The organism is uncultured Campylobacter sp. (assembly GCF_937959485.1).
In the GTDB taxonomy this organism is placed as follows: domain Bacteria; phylum Campylobacterota; class Campylobacteria; order Campylobacterales; family Campylobacteraceae; genus Campylobacter_B.
The window spans coordinates 74340-92037 of the sequence record NZ_CALGPY010000004.1 but is presented as its reverse complement, the minus strand read 5'-3'; the positions used below and the strand labels follow the sequence as shown (position 1 = coordinate 92037).

The 17698-nt window shown below is 45.9% G+C and carries 13 protein-coding genes and 2 pseudogenes; 2 read left to right on the top strand and 13 right to left on the bottom strand.

Going from position 1 to position 17698, the window contains the following annotated elements; genetic code table 11:
- Positions 1-464: 464 nt before the first annotated feature.
- Positions 465-3470, top strand: a complete 3006-nt coding sequence (locus tag Q0380_RS01145) for a TonB-dependent hemoglobin/transferrin/lactoferrin family receptor (protein WP_298959122.1) — start codon at positions 465-467, stop codon at positions 3468-3470.
- 508 nt (positions 3471-3978) lie between these two features.
- On the opposite strand, the gene Q0380_RS01140 is transcribed toward Q0380_RS01145, so the two are convergent.
- The 11 genes and pseudogenes from Q0380_RS01140 to Q0380_RS01090 form a co-directional block, all read right to left on the bottom strand.
- Complete coding sequence (locus tag Q0380_RS01140; RefSeq protein ID WP_297896481.1) at positions 3979-4428, bottom strand: hypothetical protein; 450 nt, start codon at positions 4426-4428, stop codon at positions 3979-3981.
- 886 nt (positions 4429-5314) lie between these two features.
- Complete coding sequence (gene ychF / locus Q0380_RS01135; protein WP_298959119.1) at positions 5315-6418, bottom strand: redox-regulated ATPase YchF; 1104 nt, start codon at positions 6416-6418, stop codon at positions 5315-5317.
- Positions 6419-7879, bottom strand: coding sequence for a leucyl aminopeptidase (locus tag Q0380_RS01130; protein ID WP_298959116.1), 1461 nt, complete (start codon positions 7877-7879; stop codon positions 6419-6421).
- Entirely contained in the window at positions 7854-8471 is a 618-nt protein-coding gene (locus tag Q0380_RS01125; RefSeq protein ID WP_298959113.1) for a DedA family protein, read from the bottom strand. The genes Q0380_RS01130 and Q0380_RS01125 overlap by 26 nt, the downstream gene beginning before the upstream one ends.
- A gap of 2 nt (positions 8472-8473) precedes the next feature.
- The gene (locus Q0380_RS01120) at positions 8474-9022 is read right to left on the bottom strand and encodes an adenine phosphoribosyltransferase (protein ID WP_298959111.1); all 549 of its coding nucleotides are present in this window, start codon (positions 9020-9022) and stop codon (positions 8474-8476) included.
- Positions 9019-9261: a hypothetical protein gene (locus tag Q0380_RS01115; protein ID WP_298959109.1), complete on the bottom strand. Its 243-nt coding sequence runs from the start codon at positions 9259-9261 to the stop codon at positions 9019-9021. The genes Q0380_RS01120 and Q0380_RS01115 overlap by 4 nt, the downstream gene beginning before the upstream one ends.
- Positions 9262-9911: 650 nt before the next feature.
- Positions 9912-10154 (bottom strand): annotated as a pseudogene (locus Q0380_RS10465) (RpiB/LacA/LacB family sugar-phosphate isomerase); the annotation flags it as partial.
- 306 nt (positions 10155-10460) lie between these two features.
- Positions 10461-10625 (bottom strand): annotated as a pseudogene (locus Q0380_RS01105) (RpiB/LacA/LacB family sugar-phosphate isomerase); the annotation flags it as partial.
- A gap of 9 nt (positions 10626-10634) precedes the next feature.
- On the bottom strand, positions 10635-11480 hold the full coding sequence (gene lepB / locus Q0380_RS01100; RefSeq protein WP_298959106.1) for a signal peptidase I: 846 nt from the start codon (positions 11478-11480) through the stop codon (positions 10635-10637).
- Entirely contained in the window at positions 11481-12338 is an 858-nt protein-coding gene (gene folD / locus Q0380_RS01095; RefSeq protein ID WP_298959103.1) for a bifunctional methylenetetrahydrofolate dehydrogenase/methenyltetrahydrofolate cyclohydrolase FolD, read from the bottom strand.
- Positions 12339-12639: 301 nt separating this feature from the next.
- Positions 12640-12777: a hypothetical protein gene (locus Q0380_RS01090; protein ID WP_298959100.1), complete on the bottom strand. Its 138-nt coding sequence runs from the start codon at positions 12775-12777 to the stop codon at positions 12640-12642.
- Positions 12778-12975: 198 nt separating this feature from the next.
- Here Q0380_RS01090 and Q0380_RS01085 point away from each other — a divergent pair, with 198 nt between their 5' ends.
- A complete protein-coding gene (locus Q0380_RS01085) occupies positions 12976-13104 on the top strand; it encodes a hypothetical protein (RefSeq protein ID WP_298959097.1) in 129 nt (42 codons plus the stop codon).
- Positions 13105-13131: 27 nt separating this feature from the next.
- Here Q0380_RS01085 and Q0380_RS01080 read toward each other — a convergent pair whose 3' ends face one another.
- On the bottom strand, positions 13132-14322 hold the full coding sequence (locus Q0380_RS01080; protein ID WP_298959094.1) for an ABC transporter permease: 1191 nt from the start codon (positions 14320-14322) through the stop codon (positions 13132-13134).
- A gap of 726 nt (positions 14323-15048) precedes the next feature.
- Complete coding sequence (gene secA, locus Q0380_RS01075; protein ID WP_298959091.1) at positions 15049-17667, bottom strand: preprotein translocase subunit SecA; 2619 nt, start codon at positions 17665-17667, stop codon at positions 15049-15051.
- Positions 17668-17698: the final 31 nt, after the last annotated feature.

The following is a 17698-nucleotide window of genomic DNA, read 5'->3' as shown; positions in this document are numbered from 1 at the left end:
AGCGCAGCGTGAAATTCTACCCGGCAAAAATTTATGCCCTATTCCGGCACCGATAAATAAATCTGCTAACAAATCCCGAGAGGCGACAATCTATAAAATGATAAATTTACAATGCAGCGATTGAGTATAAAATTTTAAAATTACCGGCAAAATATCATAATTAAAAAAGCGCGTTACATATTATAAAATGCGCTTTGTTATCATTCGCCCTTTTATAATTTTCAGTATTTTTGCTAGCCGTTTCAAAAACGCTTTGCAAAATTTAGGCTATATTAAAGCTTAAAATACGCCTATTACGCATTTCTTGACTATTCAAAATTTTTTACTTCTTAAAAATCAAAATTTTAGCCATTTAAAATTTATACTTGAATTTAAACTGCAATTTAATTAAACATTAAAAATCTTTGTATTATTATTCGCCGCGTTAATAATCAATTCTATAATCATTAAGTAAGGAAATATGAATGTTTAGAAGATTCTCTCTCTCTCTCTATGCCTCGCTGCTCTTTTATGGCTCGCTTTACGCGGAAGAGCCGGCCAACTCACAAGAACTGGGAACTATCCAGGTAACGGGCAATGTCGATTCGCAAAGCGTAGCCGAGCAAAAGGTCGGCGAAACTAAAACCACAGCGCAGACTATTAAGAAGCAGCAGATCACCGATAGTAGAGACTTGGTGCGATACCAAACGGGTGTTACGGCGGTAGAGGCCGGTCGTTTCGGCACGAGCGGCTATGCCGTGCGCGGCGTGGATGAAAACCGCGTCGCCATAACGATAGACGGACTTCGTCAGGCGGAAACTCTAAGCTCGCAAGGCTTCAAAGAGCTTTTTGAAGGTTACGGAAATTTCAATAACACCCGCAATAGCGTGGAGATGGAAAACGTCAAAGTTGCAACCATAACAAAAGGCGCGGATTCGATAAAAACGGGCTCGGGAGCGCTGGGCGGATCGGTAATGTTTGAGACGAAAGACGCAAGGGATTATCTGATAAACAAAGACTTTCACTTTGGCTTTAAAAACGGATATCAAAGTATGAATTCCCAAAATATGAGATCGCTTACTTTCGCAGGAAGATACAAATGGCTCGATCTGTTGGTAATAAACACGAAAAGAAACGGCCACGAGATCAAAAATTATTTCTACAATATCTATTCGCCAAAAGAGGATAGAACAAAAGTCGGCAGGGAAAGAGAAAAGGCAGATCCCTATCATATAACCCGCACCAGCACTATGGTAAAGATCGGTTTTCAGCCGGCCGATGAGCATAGATTTAGCATTATGAATGATGATTCAACTCTTAAATCCAAAGGAGAGGATTTATCCTATTCGCTTCGCTCATACAGCTACTCATTGCAGGATACGAAGCTGGGAGAGAGGATAACGAACGATAAATCTCATAGAAAAAACATTCAATTCGCCTACGAAAATTTTGTAGAAACGCCGTTTTGGGATACTTTTAAAGTATCGTATTCTACGCAAAAGATACGAAATAAAGCAAGGACCGACGAATACTGCAACAACGACAAGTGCAATAACGTCAGAAACCCAAACGGTCTAGATCTGGTATATGATAAGAAAGCGGGTGTGTATAAAATAGTAGATAAATACGGCAAAGAGCTTACGCCCGATCTCGATACCAGCGGATGGAGTACGGAAAGAGATTTTAGAGACAGCAAAGGCAACAAGGTCGAGTGGCAAGAAGACGGAGGTAGGCTCGATTATATGCTTTTAGACTGCTCTAAGATAGACTGTACTAAGAAATTTCGAGTCTCAAGGCTATATCAAGATAATATGGGAAACTGGAAACACGACTACGTAGATAGAGATATTGAGATAAAAACGGCTCCCGACGGCACGAAATACGGTAGAGTAAAGGTCGAAAAAGATTCAGGCGGTTTCTTTGACGAGGATACAAGGATCATAAGGCCGAAATCGGCGGGCTATGCAGAAGATCAATATCACGACAGAGATTTAAATACCGATACGAATCAGTTTGATATAAAATTTGAAAAAGAACTTAAAGTATTTCAAACCCAGCACTATATAAAATACGGCGGTCTTTTAGAAAAAACGAAAAAAGTAATGATAGATCAGGACGGCTTTAAAGGTGAAAATGAAAAATGGTGGGCGAGTAAATTTTACGGCTATAAATTTGAGCCGGGCAATCCGAATGCAGATTCGAACGGATATGTTTTAAAGCCGAATTGGTATCCGGGCGCCAATGGCCCGAAAAGCAACACGGGAATGAAGCAAACCTATCTCATCCCCGTAGAGACTAGAACTACCGCTTTGTTTATCGGAGATGATTTTAAGATCACGGATTGGTTGGGGCTCGATTTAAATTATCGATACGACAAGGTAAAACATATGCCCAAATACGACGATAACATTCCCGTGCCGAAGGGCTTGATAGCGGGCATATTCGTGCCGCTACCGGGCAATGCTTACGGGCCGGGAGCTACGTGCGGATACAATACCCCTTGCATGAACGAAAATATCAGACAAAATTTAGCGATACTGCTTCAAAATAAAGAATTTAAAAGCGATTCTTATTCGTTTGGGTTAAATTTAGATCCGCTCGATTTTATGAGATTTCAATTAAAGTATTCAAAAGGATTTCGCGCTCCGACATCGGATGAGATGTATATGACCTTTAAGCATCCGAGCTTTTCGATCGCGCCTAACGTTGATTTAAAAGCCGAGATCGCAAAAACAAAAGAGGCCGCCTTGACGTTTTATAAAGATCAAAGCTTCATAACGTTTGATATTTTTAAAACCGATTACGATAACTTTATAGATTTGGTATTTTTAAGGATGAAGGCCGTTGAAGTAGGAAGCGCTTTGCAATATCCGTTTTGGCAGAACAAAAACAGAGATAGCGCCAAAGTCAATGGCTTTGAAATAAACGCCCATATGGAATTAGGCGATGTCTCCTCCGCGCTTGAAGGCTTTAGGATAGGATATAAATTTACCAAGCAAAGAGGTAGGATGGACGGAGATATACCGATGAACGCCATTCAGCCGCCGACTTCGGTTTATAATATCGGCTACTCCGCACCAGGCGATAAATACGGCATAGACCTTTTCATAACGAGCGTCGGAGAGAAAAAGGCCAAAGATAGCTACAATATGTATTGGAAAGAGCAGATGGAGCACATAGACCCCGATAGCGGTCAGATCGTGCCCGGCAAAAAGATCAAAGGAAAACCCGTGACCGATAGCACGCTAGCATGGAGGAGCGGAAATTATACGGTTTTGGACATCATAACCTACGCAAGACCTCATAAAAATTTTAATTTCGGCTTCGGCGTTTATAATATCACGAACACCAAATATATCACTTGGGATTCAGCCAGATCCATCAGGGGATTCGGAACGACGAATTTGATAGATCAAAACACCGGCGCAGGCATCGGTAGGTTTTATGCGCCGCGCAGAAATTTTAGATTTAACTGGGAGGTAACGTTTTAGTTCTTGGTGTGTTTCGATCCAAAATTTAAAACGAATTTCGAATCCAGGGCTCAAGTTGATCAAATCGAGCCCTGGATTGCAATTTATGCTTTAAATTTATCCAATGAGCCTTTGCAACGCAAGAGCAAGATCGCTTCGTATTTTTGGCATTTCGATAAAATTTTAGCGATATAATTTTCGCCGAACGGTAACATTTTGCGCGCGCATTAAATTTGTATATCGCTGCTTTCGTTTATGCGGTTTTGGCTCAGAACCTACCGCCGTACGGTATAAATTTTACATTTCTATCGATAAAGCCTTTTTACTAAGGCCAAAGGCAAACTTTCATATCACCTAAATTTGCGCGCCGTATGATCCTAATAAAGACGAGTTAAAAACACTGAAGGCGTTTGGCAACCGCACGCAAAAACTACGGCGGCAGAATGAGACCTACGATAAGGCGCACAAGACGATGCTTAGACAAATGATTTTTTATTTACGCGTTAATACGCCGAAAAATAAAGATAAATTAGCCTCTATTTTTCTCGATTTCATATAAAATTTTGATTTTTTTACAAGCTCTTTGTAAGATACAGAACCCCAAGGCAATATATAATAAAATGGACAACTTACTAATACCGTAAAACCATATGGGAAACGTTACGATTAAAAAAACTATTAATATAAAATCCCAAATTATAGCTAGAGCCTGTTTCACTCTCATATAATTTGAATACTTAGCTAAAATCGAAATATGCGTTATACTGGGAGACTCAGGGGAAAGATAACAATACGTTACCTCGACTATATCGCCGTTATCAGCAAACCATTGATCGGGATAGTCGAAAAATCTTATTCCTTTTACCTCAAATGTTATATACAGTCCGTCTCGCCCCCAGTCTGTTTCTAAGTTTTCCATCTTGCCGATAATTGTGAAAAATTTCAATTCACTTGAAGCTTTCTTTTTTAAATGCCACATTATTTTCCTCCAAATTTCGGTAAAATTTCGTAAAATCCACACTACTTTCTGTGGCGTTCGCGCTAAAATTTTAATTTTTGCACACTCGCGTTAAGATAGGCGAGAAGTCCCATCAAAATCAATGTTACGACACGCAATCATAGAAATTCGTTACAACCGAGCGAGCCCCTTTTTTGCAAACGCAAAGTATATTGCAAACAGTATCGCAGACACGGCAAAAACAAAGCCAAATGCGATTGCTATATACAGCACCTGAATTATATCCGATACAGCATATAGCGCAAAGTCTTAAGCATTTGGGCGTGGCCGTACTTCTAAAGCCGCAAGCACACCCAAATACCTATCTTTGCGAAAATGTACGCGCACGTGATCACTCTCGTTTAGAATTAAAGGCTTCACAGCGTATGCGAAAACGTACACCCTTAATCTCAAAAAGCACGAATGTGTCAATACTTTTCGCAATGTCTGGACGCTCAAATTTTCGATTCTGCCCGTGATTTTGCTTTTAGCTTCAGATTTTGGCAGAAGGTTTATATCTATAGTCCTTGCGCGAAATTCGCCCACCGAAAGGTACGGCGGATTAAAATGCATAGAATTGTAAAGTTGAGCTTACTTACGATAATGTTTAAAGTTCCGTCCTGCGCGAGTTAAATTTTATATAATTTTAAAATCGAGCCAAACCCGAGCACACATTCGATCCCGGGGATTTTTTATGAAATTTCAAAATTTTAAATCGCTGCTTTCAACTAAAATTTTTAAATTTCCAAATTCTCACACGCCATAGAAATTCAAATTTCGCAAATTTAAAAATTTGAATCGGGTGTGCAAATTCGGTGTAAATTAAAACTCCGTAAAATTTTAAATTTCGCTCGAATGCAGCGCAAATTTAAACGTTAAATCTAAAGTGCATCACGTCGCCGTCTTGCACGACGTAGTCCTTGCCCTCAAGGCGCATCTTGCCCGCTTCTTTCGCCCTGCTCTCGCCGCCGCACGCGATGTAGTCCTCGTAGCCGATCACCTCGGCTCTGATAAACCCGCGCTCAAAGTCGTTATGGATCACGCTCGCGGCCTTCGGAGCCTTCCAGCCCTTCGTGATCGTCCACGCGCGCACCTCCATCTCGCCTGCGGTAAAGTAGCTGATGAGGCTGAGCTTCGCAAATGAGCGCTTGATGATGAGCTCCAGCCCGCTTTGCTGCGCGCCCAGGCTTTGCAGCATCTCGTGCGTCTCCTCATCGCTTAAGCCTATGAGCTCCTCTTCGATCTTGGCGCAGAGCTTGATCACCTCCGCGCCGCGGGCATTTGCGTATTCTCTTACGCGCGCGACATATTCGTTATCCTGCGCGATGCCGTCTTCGTCCACATTGGCGCCGTAGATTACGTCCTTGGCGCTGAGCAGGCGCAGCTCGCGATTTAAAGCGATGTAGCTTTCATCCTCTTTGAGCGCAAAATTTGAAGCGGGCTTGCCGTCGTTTAGATGCGCTAAAAGCTCGTTTGCCACGGCTAGCGCCTCTTTAGCGCCCTTTTGATTTGCTTTGGCTTCCTTACCGAGGCGCTCGATCTTGCGGCCAAGCTGCTCTATGTCCGCTAAAATAAGCTCGGTTTCGATGATCTCGATGTCGCGGATAGGATCGACGCAGCCTTCGACGTGGGTTATGTCGCCGCTTTCGAAGCAGCGTACGATATGAAGGATGATCTCGCACTCGCGGATATTTGAAAGAAATTTATTTCCCAGCCCCTCGCCTTTGCTAGCTCCGCGCACGAGGCCCGCAATATCTACGAACTCGATGGTCGAATGCACGATGCGACCGGGCTTAACGATCTGTGCTAGCTTACCAAGCCTGGCATCGGGCACGGGCACGACCGCTTTATTGGGCTCGATCGTGCAGAATGGATAGTTCTGTGCCTGTGCGTTTTGCGCACCGCTAAGTGCGTTAAAGGTAGTGGATTTACCGACGTTCGGAAGCCCTACGATCCCTACTGACAGCCCCATCTACGCGTCCTTCAGCTCTTTGGCTAGAGCCTGCAAGAAATATAAGTTTGCTCTCACGCCCGCACCAGTCGCGCCCGCGGCGTAATAGCCCCATGCCTTTTCCAGATACGCGGGCCCTGCTATATCAAGGTGCAGCCACTTGTCTTTATACTCGTCTTTTATAAATTTATCCAAAAACAGCCCTGCAGTTATCGCGCCGCCGTATCTACTGGAAGCGCAGTTGGAAACGTCTGCGATACTGCTTTTAATTAGCTCGCGCAGATAATCGTTAAATTCCAAAATGCTAAATAGCTCGCCGCTACAATCGCTAAGATCTTTAAATTTACGCTTTAGCTCCTCGCTGTTTCCCATGATGCCGCTCGTGTATTCGCCAAGCCCCACGACGCAAGCGCCGGTAAGCGTCGCCATATCGATTAGCAGATCGGGGGCAAGATCCTGCGCGTAGCTTAGGCAGTCGGCAAGCACGAGCCGCCCCTCCGCGTCGGTATTTCGCACCTCTATGCTTACGCCGCTGCGACTAAGCAGCACGTCGTCGGGTTTATACGAATCGCCGCCGATCATATTTTCAGTAGCGCCGATAGCCGCGTGTATCTCAAACGGCAGCTCAAGCTCGGCAGCGCCCTTGATGATACCCATCGCAGCAAGCGCGCCACTTTTGTCGCTTTTCATCGTAAGCATATAATCGCTTGGCTTCAGACTTAGCCCGCCGCTGTCGTAAGTAAGCCCTTTGCCCACGAAAACGACGCGCTTTAGGCAGCGCTGCGGCTTATAGATAAGATGGATGAGGCGCGGCGGATGAGCGCTGGAGCGATTGACTGCCAAAAACGCATTCATATTCTGCTCGCGCAAAAAGTCCTCGTCATAAATTTTAACGCTCACGTCGTCGTAGTTCGACGCCAAAATTTCAGCCTCGCTCGCCATCTTTTCGGGCGTGTAAATTTCAGGTATCTCATTGACGCCGTCGCGCGCGAAATTTGCAGCGTTTGCCATCACGATGCCCTGCTGCACGCCGTAGTTCATCTTTTGCACGTCAGGCTTAGCTCCGCCGTACTCCTGCGTAGAGATTAAAATTTCGTTCAAGCTGGAGTTTTTCTTCTCGCTTTTGTATTTATTAAACTCATAGCCGCCCAAAAGCACGCCTTCGACCATCGCCATCGTGCTTCTGCGATCGCAGCCGCATTTGTAAAAGGCGATTTTAAAATTTTTGATCGCATAGCCCTTAAGCGCGTTGTATGCGCTCGCAAGCGCCGCTCGCAGCCTATCGAAGCTAAGCTCTTTGATCCCCACATACAGCCGCCCGCTCTCGGCTAGCAGCAGATTGCCCTCGCCTTTGTAGTTAAAAAGCGCAAACTTATCCGCATCTTTAATAAATTCGTGATTTAAATTTTTATCTACGACTAAAATAACTTCAAAATCCGCCTCTATCTCGTTAATTTTACGATCTAGCAGTTTTACTTTCATCTCGTTCCTTTCGTGAGTTCATAAAGTGATTTTCCATACGTTTAAATAACCTAAAAAATAGATATAAAATTCCGCCTATGATAGGTATCGCAAAATACCAGTGTTGCTCGATTAGCCGCAGCCCGCTCCAGATCTCCTCGCCAAAATACCACGCCAAAACCATCGTCGCGCCCGACCAGCACCAAGCGCTAAAAAGATTGATAATCGCAAATTTCTTTGCGCTGTAGCGAGTGATGCCGATACTCATCGGGATGATGACGCGAAAGCCATACATATAGCGCTGCATTAAAATTATCGGCCAGCCGTAGCGTTGCAAAAGCAGGTGCGCAATCGCAAATTTTCGGCGCTGCGCCGCGAGTTTTTTACTGATATATTTTTTATTGTAGCGACCGATATAAAAATAAAACTGATCACCGCAAAATGCCCCAAGGCCCGCGACAAAGATACCTAGCGGCAAATTTATATGTCCCTCGTGCGCCATTATGCCGCCTAAAATCAGCGCGATTTCGCCTTCTAAAATGCACCAAACGAAAAGCAAGATATAGGCGTATTGGTGGTATTCTTGCAGTAAATTTTTAAGTAGCTCTTCCAAAATCACGCCTCTAAAACGCAATAAACGTTTGTGCGACGCGAAAACTCGCCTAGATCGTTTAACTCGCGCAAATTTAATAAAAAACACGCCTCGACGCACTTAGCCTGCGTCTGCGCGATGAGATCTAATGCCGCGCGCGCCGTGCCTCCAGTGGCGATTAGATCGTCGATTAGAAGCACCTTGGCATCCTGTACGCCGGAGAATGCATCCACGTGCATCTCGACCTGATCGAAGCCGTATTCAAGGCTGTATTTTTGCGAAATCGTGATATAAGGAAGCTTCTTTGGCTTTCTAATTGGCACAAAAGCAACCCTCAACCTCGCAGCAAGTGCCGCTGCAAAAATAAATCCGCGACTTTCTATGCCTACTATGTAATCAAGTCCGTAATCAGCATAGCGCTCGACTAGATGATCAAGCAGGAAATTAAACGCCTCGCGATCGCCTACGAGCGTCGTGATATCGTAAAACAAAATACCGGGCTTTGGGAAGTCGCGCACGGTGCGGATCGAGCGAAATAAATAGCTTTTTTGCTCGCTGCTTAGGCTTTTCATAGCTTACCTCTTTTCAATCTTGCGTTTTTGATTTTTAAGCTGCAGTTTTCGCTCTCCTCGTTTTGCAGAGCCTTGATGCCGAAGCGAAGAGCAGTTTTGAGCTTTTCGTTATCGCTTTTAAGCTTTGAAATTCTCTCTTCGCTCTTTCGAAGTAAGGCGTAAATTTTAGAATTTTTTCGGATCGATAGAATAAGTAGTGCTGCAAAAAATAGTGCTAAAACACCCAATGCTACGCTCATTGCTCGCCTCCTTCATTTGGATTTACAAAGCGCATAGTAGCGATTGTTGCGCTAAAATAGGCAGAATTTATGCTCCTAAAATGCGCACTAGAAAGATTTGCACCCTTTAAATTTACGCTCACAATAGCAGAATTCGCATCTGTTAAACCCGCACTAGCGCAATTTACGTTTTTTGGCTTAACGCTTATGCAAATAGAATTTGTAGCCTTGAAATTTATAATTGCTGGGTTCAAACTGACAAAATCTTTGCGGCTAACTTTTTGAGCGAAATTTTTCTTGCAAACGCTCGCGCGCGTAAAATTTAACGTAGAATTTGTGCTAATGGAATTTTTATCTAGCGGATTTTTCTCATTAAAGATTATCTTTGCGTGCATCGAATCTAAATTTATATGACGTGCACCGCAAAAGCTTATCAAGGGATTCTTGCCGGTAAATAAGGAATTTTTATCGTTAAAGCTCCGTGCACAATTTAATGCGGAATCCGTGTCGATAGGATTTTTGCTAGAAGGGCTTTTGCCGGCGAAGCTTGATTTGGAATTCCGCCCGTTTAAATTAGCGCCACTGCTTTGTTCCGCAAAATTTTGAGCGGAATTCTGAATGGAATTTTCTTCGTCAAATCCATGCGCGCAATTCGCACTACCGCAAGCGCCTAGCTTTGCGACGCGCTTAATGTGCCTACCGCCCGCAAAATCGGTACTAAAAAATGCCCTAATCATATCTTCAATCACCAGCGTGCCCATTAATCGCTCGCCGAAGGCTAGGACGTTGGCGTCGTTGTGCTCTCTGGCTAATCTAGCGCTCGTCGCGTCATGACACAGCGCACAGCGGATGTGAGCGTGGCGGTTTGCGGCGATGCTGATACCGATGCCCGTACCGCAAATCAAAACGCCGTAAATGCCGTAATTGGTGGAATTTAAAATTTTATCTTTGCTCGCGTTTACGGCAACTGCGCTTGCGCAGGCAGTCGTATTTACGTCCGCATCAAAATTCTTGCCGTCGCCGCTCTTGACGGCGTTAAAATTTTTATCTTTCTCGCCGCGCTGCGCGGTACCGTTAAAATTTCCGCTACCGTTTATACTTGCGCCGAAATTTTCGCTGCCGTCTGCTTCGGAATTTTCCGCGGCTGCAGCGGAATTTTTGCTGCTACTTTCTTTAAAATTTTTACTTCGCGCGCAGGCTTCACATTCGGCTAAAATTTTATCCGCCAACGTGCCCGCAAAATCGGGATAGTCCACACTCGCTTCGGCACTATGCGTGCCAAGGTCAACCGCTTCGTAACCTAAAGCGGCGAGCGCTTTTTTAGCTTGTTCTTTGGCACGAAAGCCCGCATGATCGCTCGCTATGAAAATTTTATTTATTTGCATTGCCGCTCCTTATTTTTGCTCATAGATTAGGCTCTCGTCGTTTTGCAAGGTATCGACGAAGCGCCCGATTCGCTCCCAGCGGATCTTGCGATCGGCATCGATACTAAAATATGTAAACCACGGCTTGCCGACGATCAGACGATAAGGTACCGGACCCCAAAAGCGGCTATCGGCGGAATTATTGCGATTATCGCCTATCATAAAATACTCATCCTGCGGCACTTTGATGTAAAAGGCATTGAAGCTTATCCCCGCAGCTTCGAAGCTGTGAGGAATTTCGCTTAGACTAATGGGCTTCATAGAAAGCTCACCCTTCTCAAGTGCGATTTTGACATTTGTTAGCATCGAGTTTCTAGCATTAGGGTCGTAGTGAATGCCCTTAAATTTATACGGCTCTTTAACATATTTTTCGCCACCTAAAATCACAATGTCGCGAGCATCGTAGTTTGCAGCAATGAACTCGTCGCCTTCATGCGGACGAAGGTAGAAATTATTCAGATCAAATATCACCTCGTCGCCACCTACGGCAAAATTTCGCTTTACAAAGTGCATTTTTTCATTAAGCGGATAGCGAAAAACCACGATGTCGCCGCGCTTCGGACCCTCGCCTCGGATAATATGCCCATCTCCGTCGCTATCAGGAGCTACCTGCCACTCCACAAAGGGAATATGTGGAGTCGGGATGCCGTAGCTAAATTTTTTAACGAATAAAAAATCACCCTCCAAAAGCGTAGTGCGCATCGATCCGCTTGGGATCACGAAGGCTTGCGCCACAAAAAGAATGACGAATAAAACGACGATGACCGTTCCCGTCCAACTCGATAAAAATTTATAAATTTTGCTTAGTATTTTCATTTAGACTCTTTGTCTTAAGCGATTTTTCGCCGATTTTATCGTATTGCTCAAAAGCATCGCAATCGTCATCGGCCCCACACCTCCGGGCACGGGTGTGATGAACGAGCATTTTGGTGCGACCGCATCAAAATCGACGTCGCCCCTTAGTTTGCCGTCGCCACCGCGATTAATCCCCACGTCGATTACCACCGCGCCTTGTTTTACCATATCAGCGCCCACAAAATGCGCCTTGCCGACTGCCGCGACCAAAATGTCGGCGTCTGCGCAAAGCCGCTTTAAGTCTTTCGTCTTGCTATGAGCGATAGTGACGGTGGCATCGGCATTTAACAGCAGGCTCGCCATCGGCTTTCCGACGATATTGCTGCGACCCAGCACGACGGCATTTTTGCCCGCGATCTGCACGCCGTATTCCTCAAGCAGGCGCATCACGCCAAGCGGAGTGCAAGGCACAAAACCGTCCGAAAGCCCACTAGTAAGCTTGCCTACGTTTATCGCGCTAAATCCGTCCACGTCCTTTTGTGGGCTTATTTTTTCTAAAATTTTATTCGTATCAATGTGCTTTGGAAGCGGCAACTGCACCAAGATACCGTCGATACATTCGTCATCGTTTAAATTTTCTATCAGTTCTAAAAGCGCCGCCTCGCTCACATCGGAGTTCAAGCGGTGCGTTACGGAGCGGATCCCACAGGCGGCGCAGGCTTTTTCCTTGCTCGCGACATAGGTCTTGCTAGCCGCGTCCTCGCCTACCAAAATCACCGCCAGCGCGGGCTCTACGCCCTTTGCGGCAAGATCCGAAGCGGCCGATTTGATCTCCTCTTTTACCTTTGCGCTTATGCTTTTGCCGTCGATTAAAGTCATTTAAAGCCTTTTTGAAAAATAGAGAATGTTACCCTAAAATTTATAAAATTTAGATTTATTTAGCGGGATTTATGGGAATTTGAAAGAATTTTAAAAAGAATTTCGTCCTGCTCAAATAAGCCTAAATTTTATCGTCATTATAGACGGATGGACGCCTTGGCGCCGCTACATTCAAGCTGCAACGCTGCTAAGGCTCGTATTGCAGGCTTGAAAGCTTTTGTCCACGAATGAGCAAAAACTACAATGTTTCCATTTTCTCGCCGTTAAACGTCTCGTATCGTCGCCCGCCGCGCAATATACGCTATGCGTAATAGTAGCCTGTATAATGATGGTGGCTCGGTGCCTTATTTTGCTCTGGCTTTGGGACATCTTGCGGTCTGCTCTTAGAGCAACCGCACAAAAATAGCACCGCGCATGCAAACAAAGCGATCTTTTTCACTACGAATCCTTTCAAAATTTTTATGATTTTATATTTTGATTCTAAAATTTTACAAAATTTAGGGCGCTTCGTCGAATTTCCGCCTTTTGGAATTTTAAAATTTTGACGGATTTTGGCGATACAAAATTTAGACTTTGCGCGGATTTAAACGCAGGTTTATAATATGCACAAAGATCGCGGCTAAGGGCGCGCAGTATCGTGCGACATTTATCTGATGCGGCAAACTCTCAACATATGGGATCCGCCGCGCAAATCACGCAGTATCCGTCTCGCTCGCCAAAATACCGCGCCAAATACAGCCGCGTCGCTCTAAATTTCAAAATTTAGCTAAATTTTAAAGCGCCGCGTTTAACTCTACTCGTTGCGCAGTGTTTGCAGCACGTCAATCTGCGTGGCTTTTTTGGCCGGGTACCATGACGAAAGCGCTACGATAAGCACCGCGCCGATTAAAATCATCGCCAAATCGCCTAGCGAAAGCTCCATCGGCAGCTTCGAGCTTCCGTAAACGTCGGCCGGCAGATTTACGATGTCGAAGCTTCCGAGCAGCCACACGCCAAATAAGCCCAAAATAAGCCCGAATATGATGCCGCCGCCGCCGATCGTGGCTCCGAGCGCGAAAAATGTCCTTTTGACCTCCTTTTTGCTAGCACCCAGGCTAAGTAAAAGCGCGATCTCTTGGCGGCGGTTCATCACGGTCATCAGAAGCGAACTTACGATATTTAGGCTCGCGACCAGGATTATTAGCATCAGCACGATAAAAAGAGCGCGCTTTTCAAGCGCAAGGGCGCTGAAAAAATTTCCGTTTTGCTGCCACCAACCTACGGCGTTAGTGCCGCTAGGAAGGCTTTTTTTGATGCGCTCCAGGTCTTTAAACGGATCGTTTGAAAAAACATGCACGCCGTCAAATGTCCCCTCGTCGTAGCCTAAAATTTTGGCTAGATCGCTTGCGTCTGCGTAGGAATACGCCTTGTCGTAGGCGATCAGCCCGGAGCTAAAATCCGCGCGCACGTCAAAGCGCTTCATCTTAGGGATCAGCGCAAAGCCGCCCGGATCGCTCTTCGTAAAGATCATCGTGATCTTGCTGCCCTCATCCAGCATAAACTCGTCCTTGATCCCGCGCCCTATCATGATGCCGTAGTCCGTTAGATTGGCGTCTTTGGCGCCTGCTGCGACGACGGAGTTGATGCGCTTTTCGTCGTTTAAATTTACGCCGAAAATCAGCCCGCCCTCGAGCTTCTCGCCGCTTTTGGCGATGACTTGCGAGCTGATGTAGGGGCTAAAGATCAGATCGGGGAAGTCCGCCCGCAGCCCCTCCACGTCGTCTTTTGAAATGCCGCCGCGAAAGTGGCTGTGTATCGTGATCGGGTAGTTCATCGTAAATAGCTTGCGCTCGAATTCTTTATCAAAACCGTTCATTATCGCCATCGCGACGATCAACACCGTAAGCCCCACGCCGACGCCCAAGAACGCAAGCAGCGCCGAAAGCGTAATGAAGGGCTGAGAGCGGTCGAATCTGAGATATTTGAATAATAAATACTTTACCAAAAAGCCGTCCTTGTAAAATTTCACATAAAATTTAGCGTTAAATTTTATGTGAAATTTTAAGTATTTTGGAATTTTAAAATTCCAAAAATAGGTTTTGCGGCGTCAAATATAGAAGCTCCAGCGGGTTTTAAAAATTTAAAATCGCGCCGAAATCCATTTACACGCAATGAAATTCGCCCCCAAGATATCGGATGCGGCAAATCAAACAGATCGTCTTGCCGAGACTTCAGAATTCTAAACTCAAATTCTAAATTTTAAAATTTCAAACGCCTCGAAATTTTAAAATTTTAGAAATTTAAAACTTTTTTAGAATTTTGAAATTCTTAAAATTTAAAGGCGGAGTCTGCTTGCAAGCTCGCCCGTAATCGCATAAATTTAAAATTTCAAATGCCACGCAGTGTCCTAGCCGCGTATTAAATTTAAGTATCACGCGCTGATCGGCTTGCGTTTTGCCGCACGGCACACCGCAACGGCGCCATGAAAAATATGCGACAAAACATCAGGACGCTTTGAAATTTTAAAATTTCAAAACTAAAATTACACCCTCTCGCACAGCTTTGCGCGCCGTCCGCGCGGCCTCGCGATCAAACTCCCCTTTAAAATTTTATGACGCCTTCCGCCCTCGACCGATCCGCTAAATACAAAAGCAAGATTGAAAAGCGCCGATCGCGCAATGCTCACAATCAAGATCACTGATCGCACGATACTTACGACCGATCGCCGCGCCTACCTCGCAAAGCCGCCTTTTTTCGGACCGCCCTTGCCGTGGCAGTCTTTGTATTTTTTGCCGCTGCCGCAAGGGCAAGGATCGTTTCGCTTAGGCTTTTTGTCGCCAAACTCTTCTGCGCCCTTTAGCTGTGCTTCATTCGTGCTTGCGGCGGCGAGCTCTTTGGCGTTTGAGCTCTCCATGCGCTCCTGCATCGCGCGCTGTTCGGCTTCGATCTCCTCCCTAGATTTAAACTGGATCGAATGCAGCAAGCGGATGCTGTCGGATTTGAGGCGCATCACAAGCTCCATAAAAAGATTGTAGCTCTCCTTTTTATACTCCGTAAGCGGGTCTTTGTGGTTGTAGCCGCGAAGTCCGATGCCCGCCTTTAGGATATCCATCTGATACAGATGCTCCCGCCAGTCGCGATCGACGATCTGCAGATAAAGCATCTTTTCGATACTTTTGCGCTGCTGCGGATCGATCGGCGCCATCTTGTTTTCATACGAAACGGCAAGCGCGCCGATGATCTTTTCTTTCAGCTCTTTGAAATCATCGACCTTCTCAAGCTCGCTGTTTTCGAGCACCTCGCCCGTTTCTTGAGCGATTTTGGCGACGATCGGGAATTTATCGACCTCTTTGATATTTGCGCCGTCGAAAATTTCAAGCTCCTCAAGCACGCTAGAGATGTACTCCTCGCGGTTTTGAATGATTTTATCTTTCAGATCGTAGTCGGGGTCCAAAAGCTCGTTGCGATATTTATAGATCGTCTTGCGCTGCTCGTTTGCGACGTCGTCGTATTCTAGGATATTTTTACGCGCTTCAAAGTGCAAGCTCTCGACCTTTTTCTGCGCGTTCTCTACTGCGCGCGAAACCATGCCTGATTCGATATGTTCGCCGTCTTTCAAACCCAAGCGATCCATGATATTTTTAATCTTGTCGCTGCCAAAAATTCTAAGCAGATTATCCTCCAAGCTTAAGAAAAATCTACTCTCGCCCGGATCACCTTGGCGCCCGCTTCGTCCGCGGAGCTGATTATCGATACGGCGACTTTCGTGGCGCTCGGTACCTAAAATATACAGCCCACCCAAAGCGCGCACTTCGTCGTCTATGCGGATATCCACGCCGCGTCCCGCCATATTCGTAGCGATCGTAACTGCGCCCTTTACGCCTGCGTCTTTGATGATCTGCGCTTCACGCTCGTGATTTTTGGCGTTTAGCACGGAGTGCGCGATGTTTTCTTTAACCAAAAGCTCGTGCAGCTTCTCGCTCTTTTCAATCGACGCCGTACCTACGAGCACAGGCTGGCCTTTGGAATTTAGCCGCTTGATCTCATTTATGACGGCGTCAAATTTCTCGCGCTCGGTTTTGTAGATAAGATCGTTTTGATCCTTTCTGATGACCGGCACATTCGTAGGGATAGAGACCACTTCGAGTTTGTAAATTTGAGAAAATTCCGTTGCTTCCGTCTGTGCCGTACCCGTCATACCGGCGAGTTTTTCGTAAAGACGGAAGTAGTTTTGAAAGGTAATGTCGGCAAGAGTTTGGCTTTCCTCTTGGATCTGCACGCCCTCTTTAGCTTCAAGAGCCTGGTGCAAGCCTTCGCTGAATCTGCGCCCCTCGCTAAGACGACCCGTAAATTCATCCACGATTATGACCTGCCCGTCGCGCACGACGTAGTGCACATCCTTTTCAAATAGATAATTTGCCTTAAGTGCTTGATCAAGGTAGTGGCTAAGCACGGCATTTTCAAGGCTATAGAGGTTATCGACGCCAAAAAGCCTCTCGGCTTTTGAAATTCCTGCCTCCGTAATCAAAACGGCGCGGTTCTTCTCATCTACGGTAAAATCGCCCGTCGCCTTGCCTTTCGGATCTGCAGGCGCCTCACCGCGGATCATTTGGCGAGCTACTTCGTTTGCCTTGATGTAGCCGTCTAGAGTGCGGTTCGTAGGACCTGAGATGATAAGTGGCGTCCTAGCTTCGTCGATCAGGATGCTATCTACTTCATCGACGATTACGAAATGATGCCCGCGTTGCACCTTTTCATCCGCGCTAAATTTCATATTATCGCGCAGATAGTCAAAGCCGAACTCGTTGTTTGTGCCGTAGGTGATGTCGCACGCGTATGCGGCTTTGCGCTTGGCGTCATCGTATTCGCCGCCTACGATCACACCGGTGCTAAGCCCTAAAAATTCATATAGCTCGCCCATCTGCGCGGCATCGCGCTTAGCTAGGTAGTCGTTTACGGTTACGACGTGAACGCCCTTGCCCTCCATCGCGTTTAACACCACCGCTAAAGTCGCTACGAGGGTCTTTCCTTCGCCAGTTTTCATCTCGGCAATCGCGCCGTCGTTTAGCACCAAACCGCCTATTAGCTGAACATCGAAGTGGCGCATATTTAGCACTCTTTTGCCCGCCTCTCGCACGATAGCAAACACTTCGTTAAGCACGTCATCCGTGCTCTTTTCGCCCGCGCGAACTTGCGCTCTTAACGCTTCAAATTCCGCCTTAAGCGCCGCATCGTCCATCGCCGCGTAGTTTTCTTCAAGCGCACTGATCTGTGCCGCGCGCTTGGCGTATTGTTTGACGATCCTATCATTTTTAGTACCGAAAATCCCGTGGATGACCTTTTTAAACATCTCAAACCTTAGTTTTAAAATTTTAACCGCG

Bases quoted from the DNA above. Each gene is read 5' to 3' on its own strand.
- secA (WP_298959091.1), bottom strand. From the start codon at position 17,667: ATGTTTAAAAAGGTCATCCACGGGATTTTCGGTACTAAAAATGATAGG.
- Q0380_RS01120 (WP_298959111.1), bottom strand. From the start codon at position 9,022: ATGAAAAGCCTAAGCAGCGAGCAAAAAAGCTATTTATTTCGCTCGATC.
- Q0380_RS01145 (WP_298959122.1), top strand. From the start codon at position 465: ATGTTTAGAAGATTCTCTCTCTCTCTCTATGCCTCGCTGCTCTTTTAT.
- Q0380_RS01115 (WP_298959109.1), bottom strand. From the start codon at position 9,261: ATGAGCGTAGCATTGGGTGTTTTAGCACTATTTTTTGCAGCACTACTT.
- Q0380_RS01130 (WP_298959116.1), bottom strand. From the start codon at position 7,879: ATGAAAGTAAAACTGCTAGATCGTAAAATTAACGAGATAGAGGCGGAT.
- lepB (WP_298959106.1), bottom strand. From the start codon at position 11,480: ATGAAAATACTAAGCAAAATTTATAAATTTTTATCGAGTTGGACGGGA.
- ychF (WP_298959119.1), bottom strand. From the start codon at position 6,418: ATGGGGCTGTCAGTAGGGATCGTAGGGCTTCCGAACGTCGGTAAATCC.
- Q0380_RS01140 (WP_297896481.1), bottom strand. From the start codon at position 4,428: ATGTGGCATTTAAAAAAGAAAGCTTCAAGTGAATTGAAATTTTTCACA.
- folD (WP_298959103.1), bottom strand. From the start codon at position 12,338: ATGACTTTAATCGACGGCAAAAGCATAAGCGCAAAGGTAAAAGAGGAG.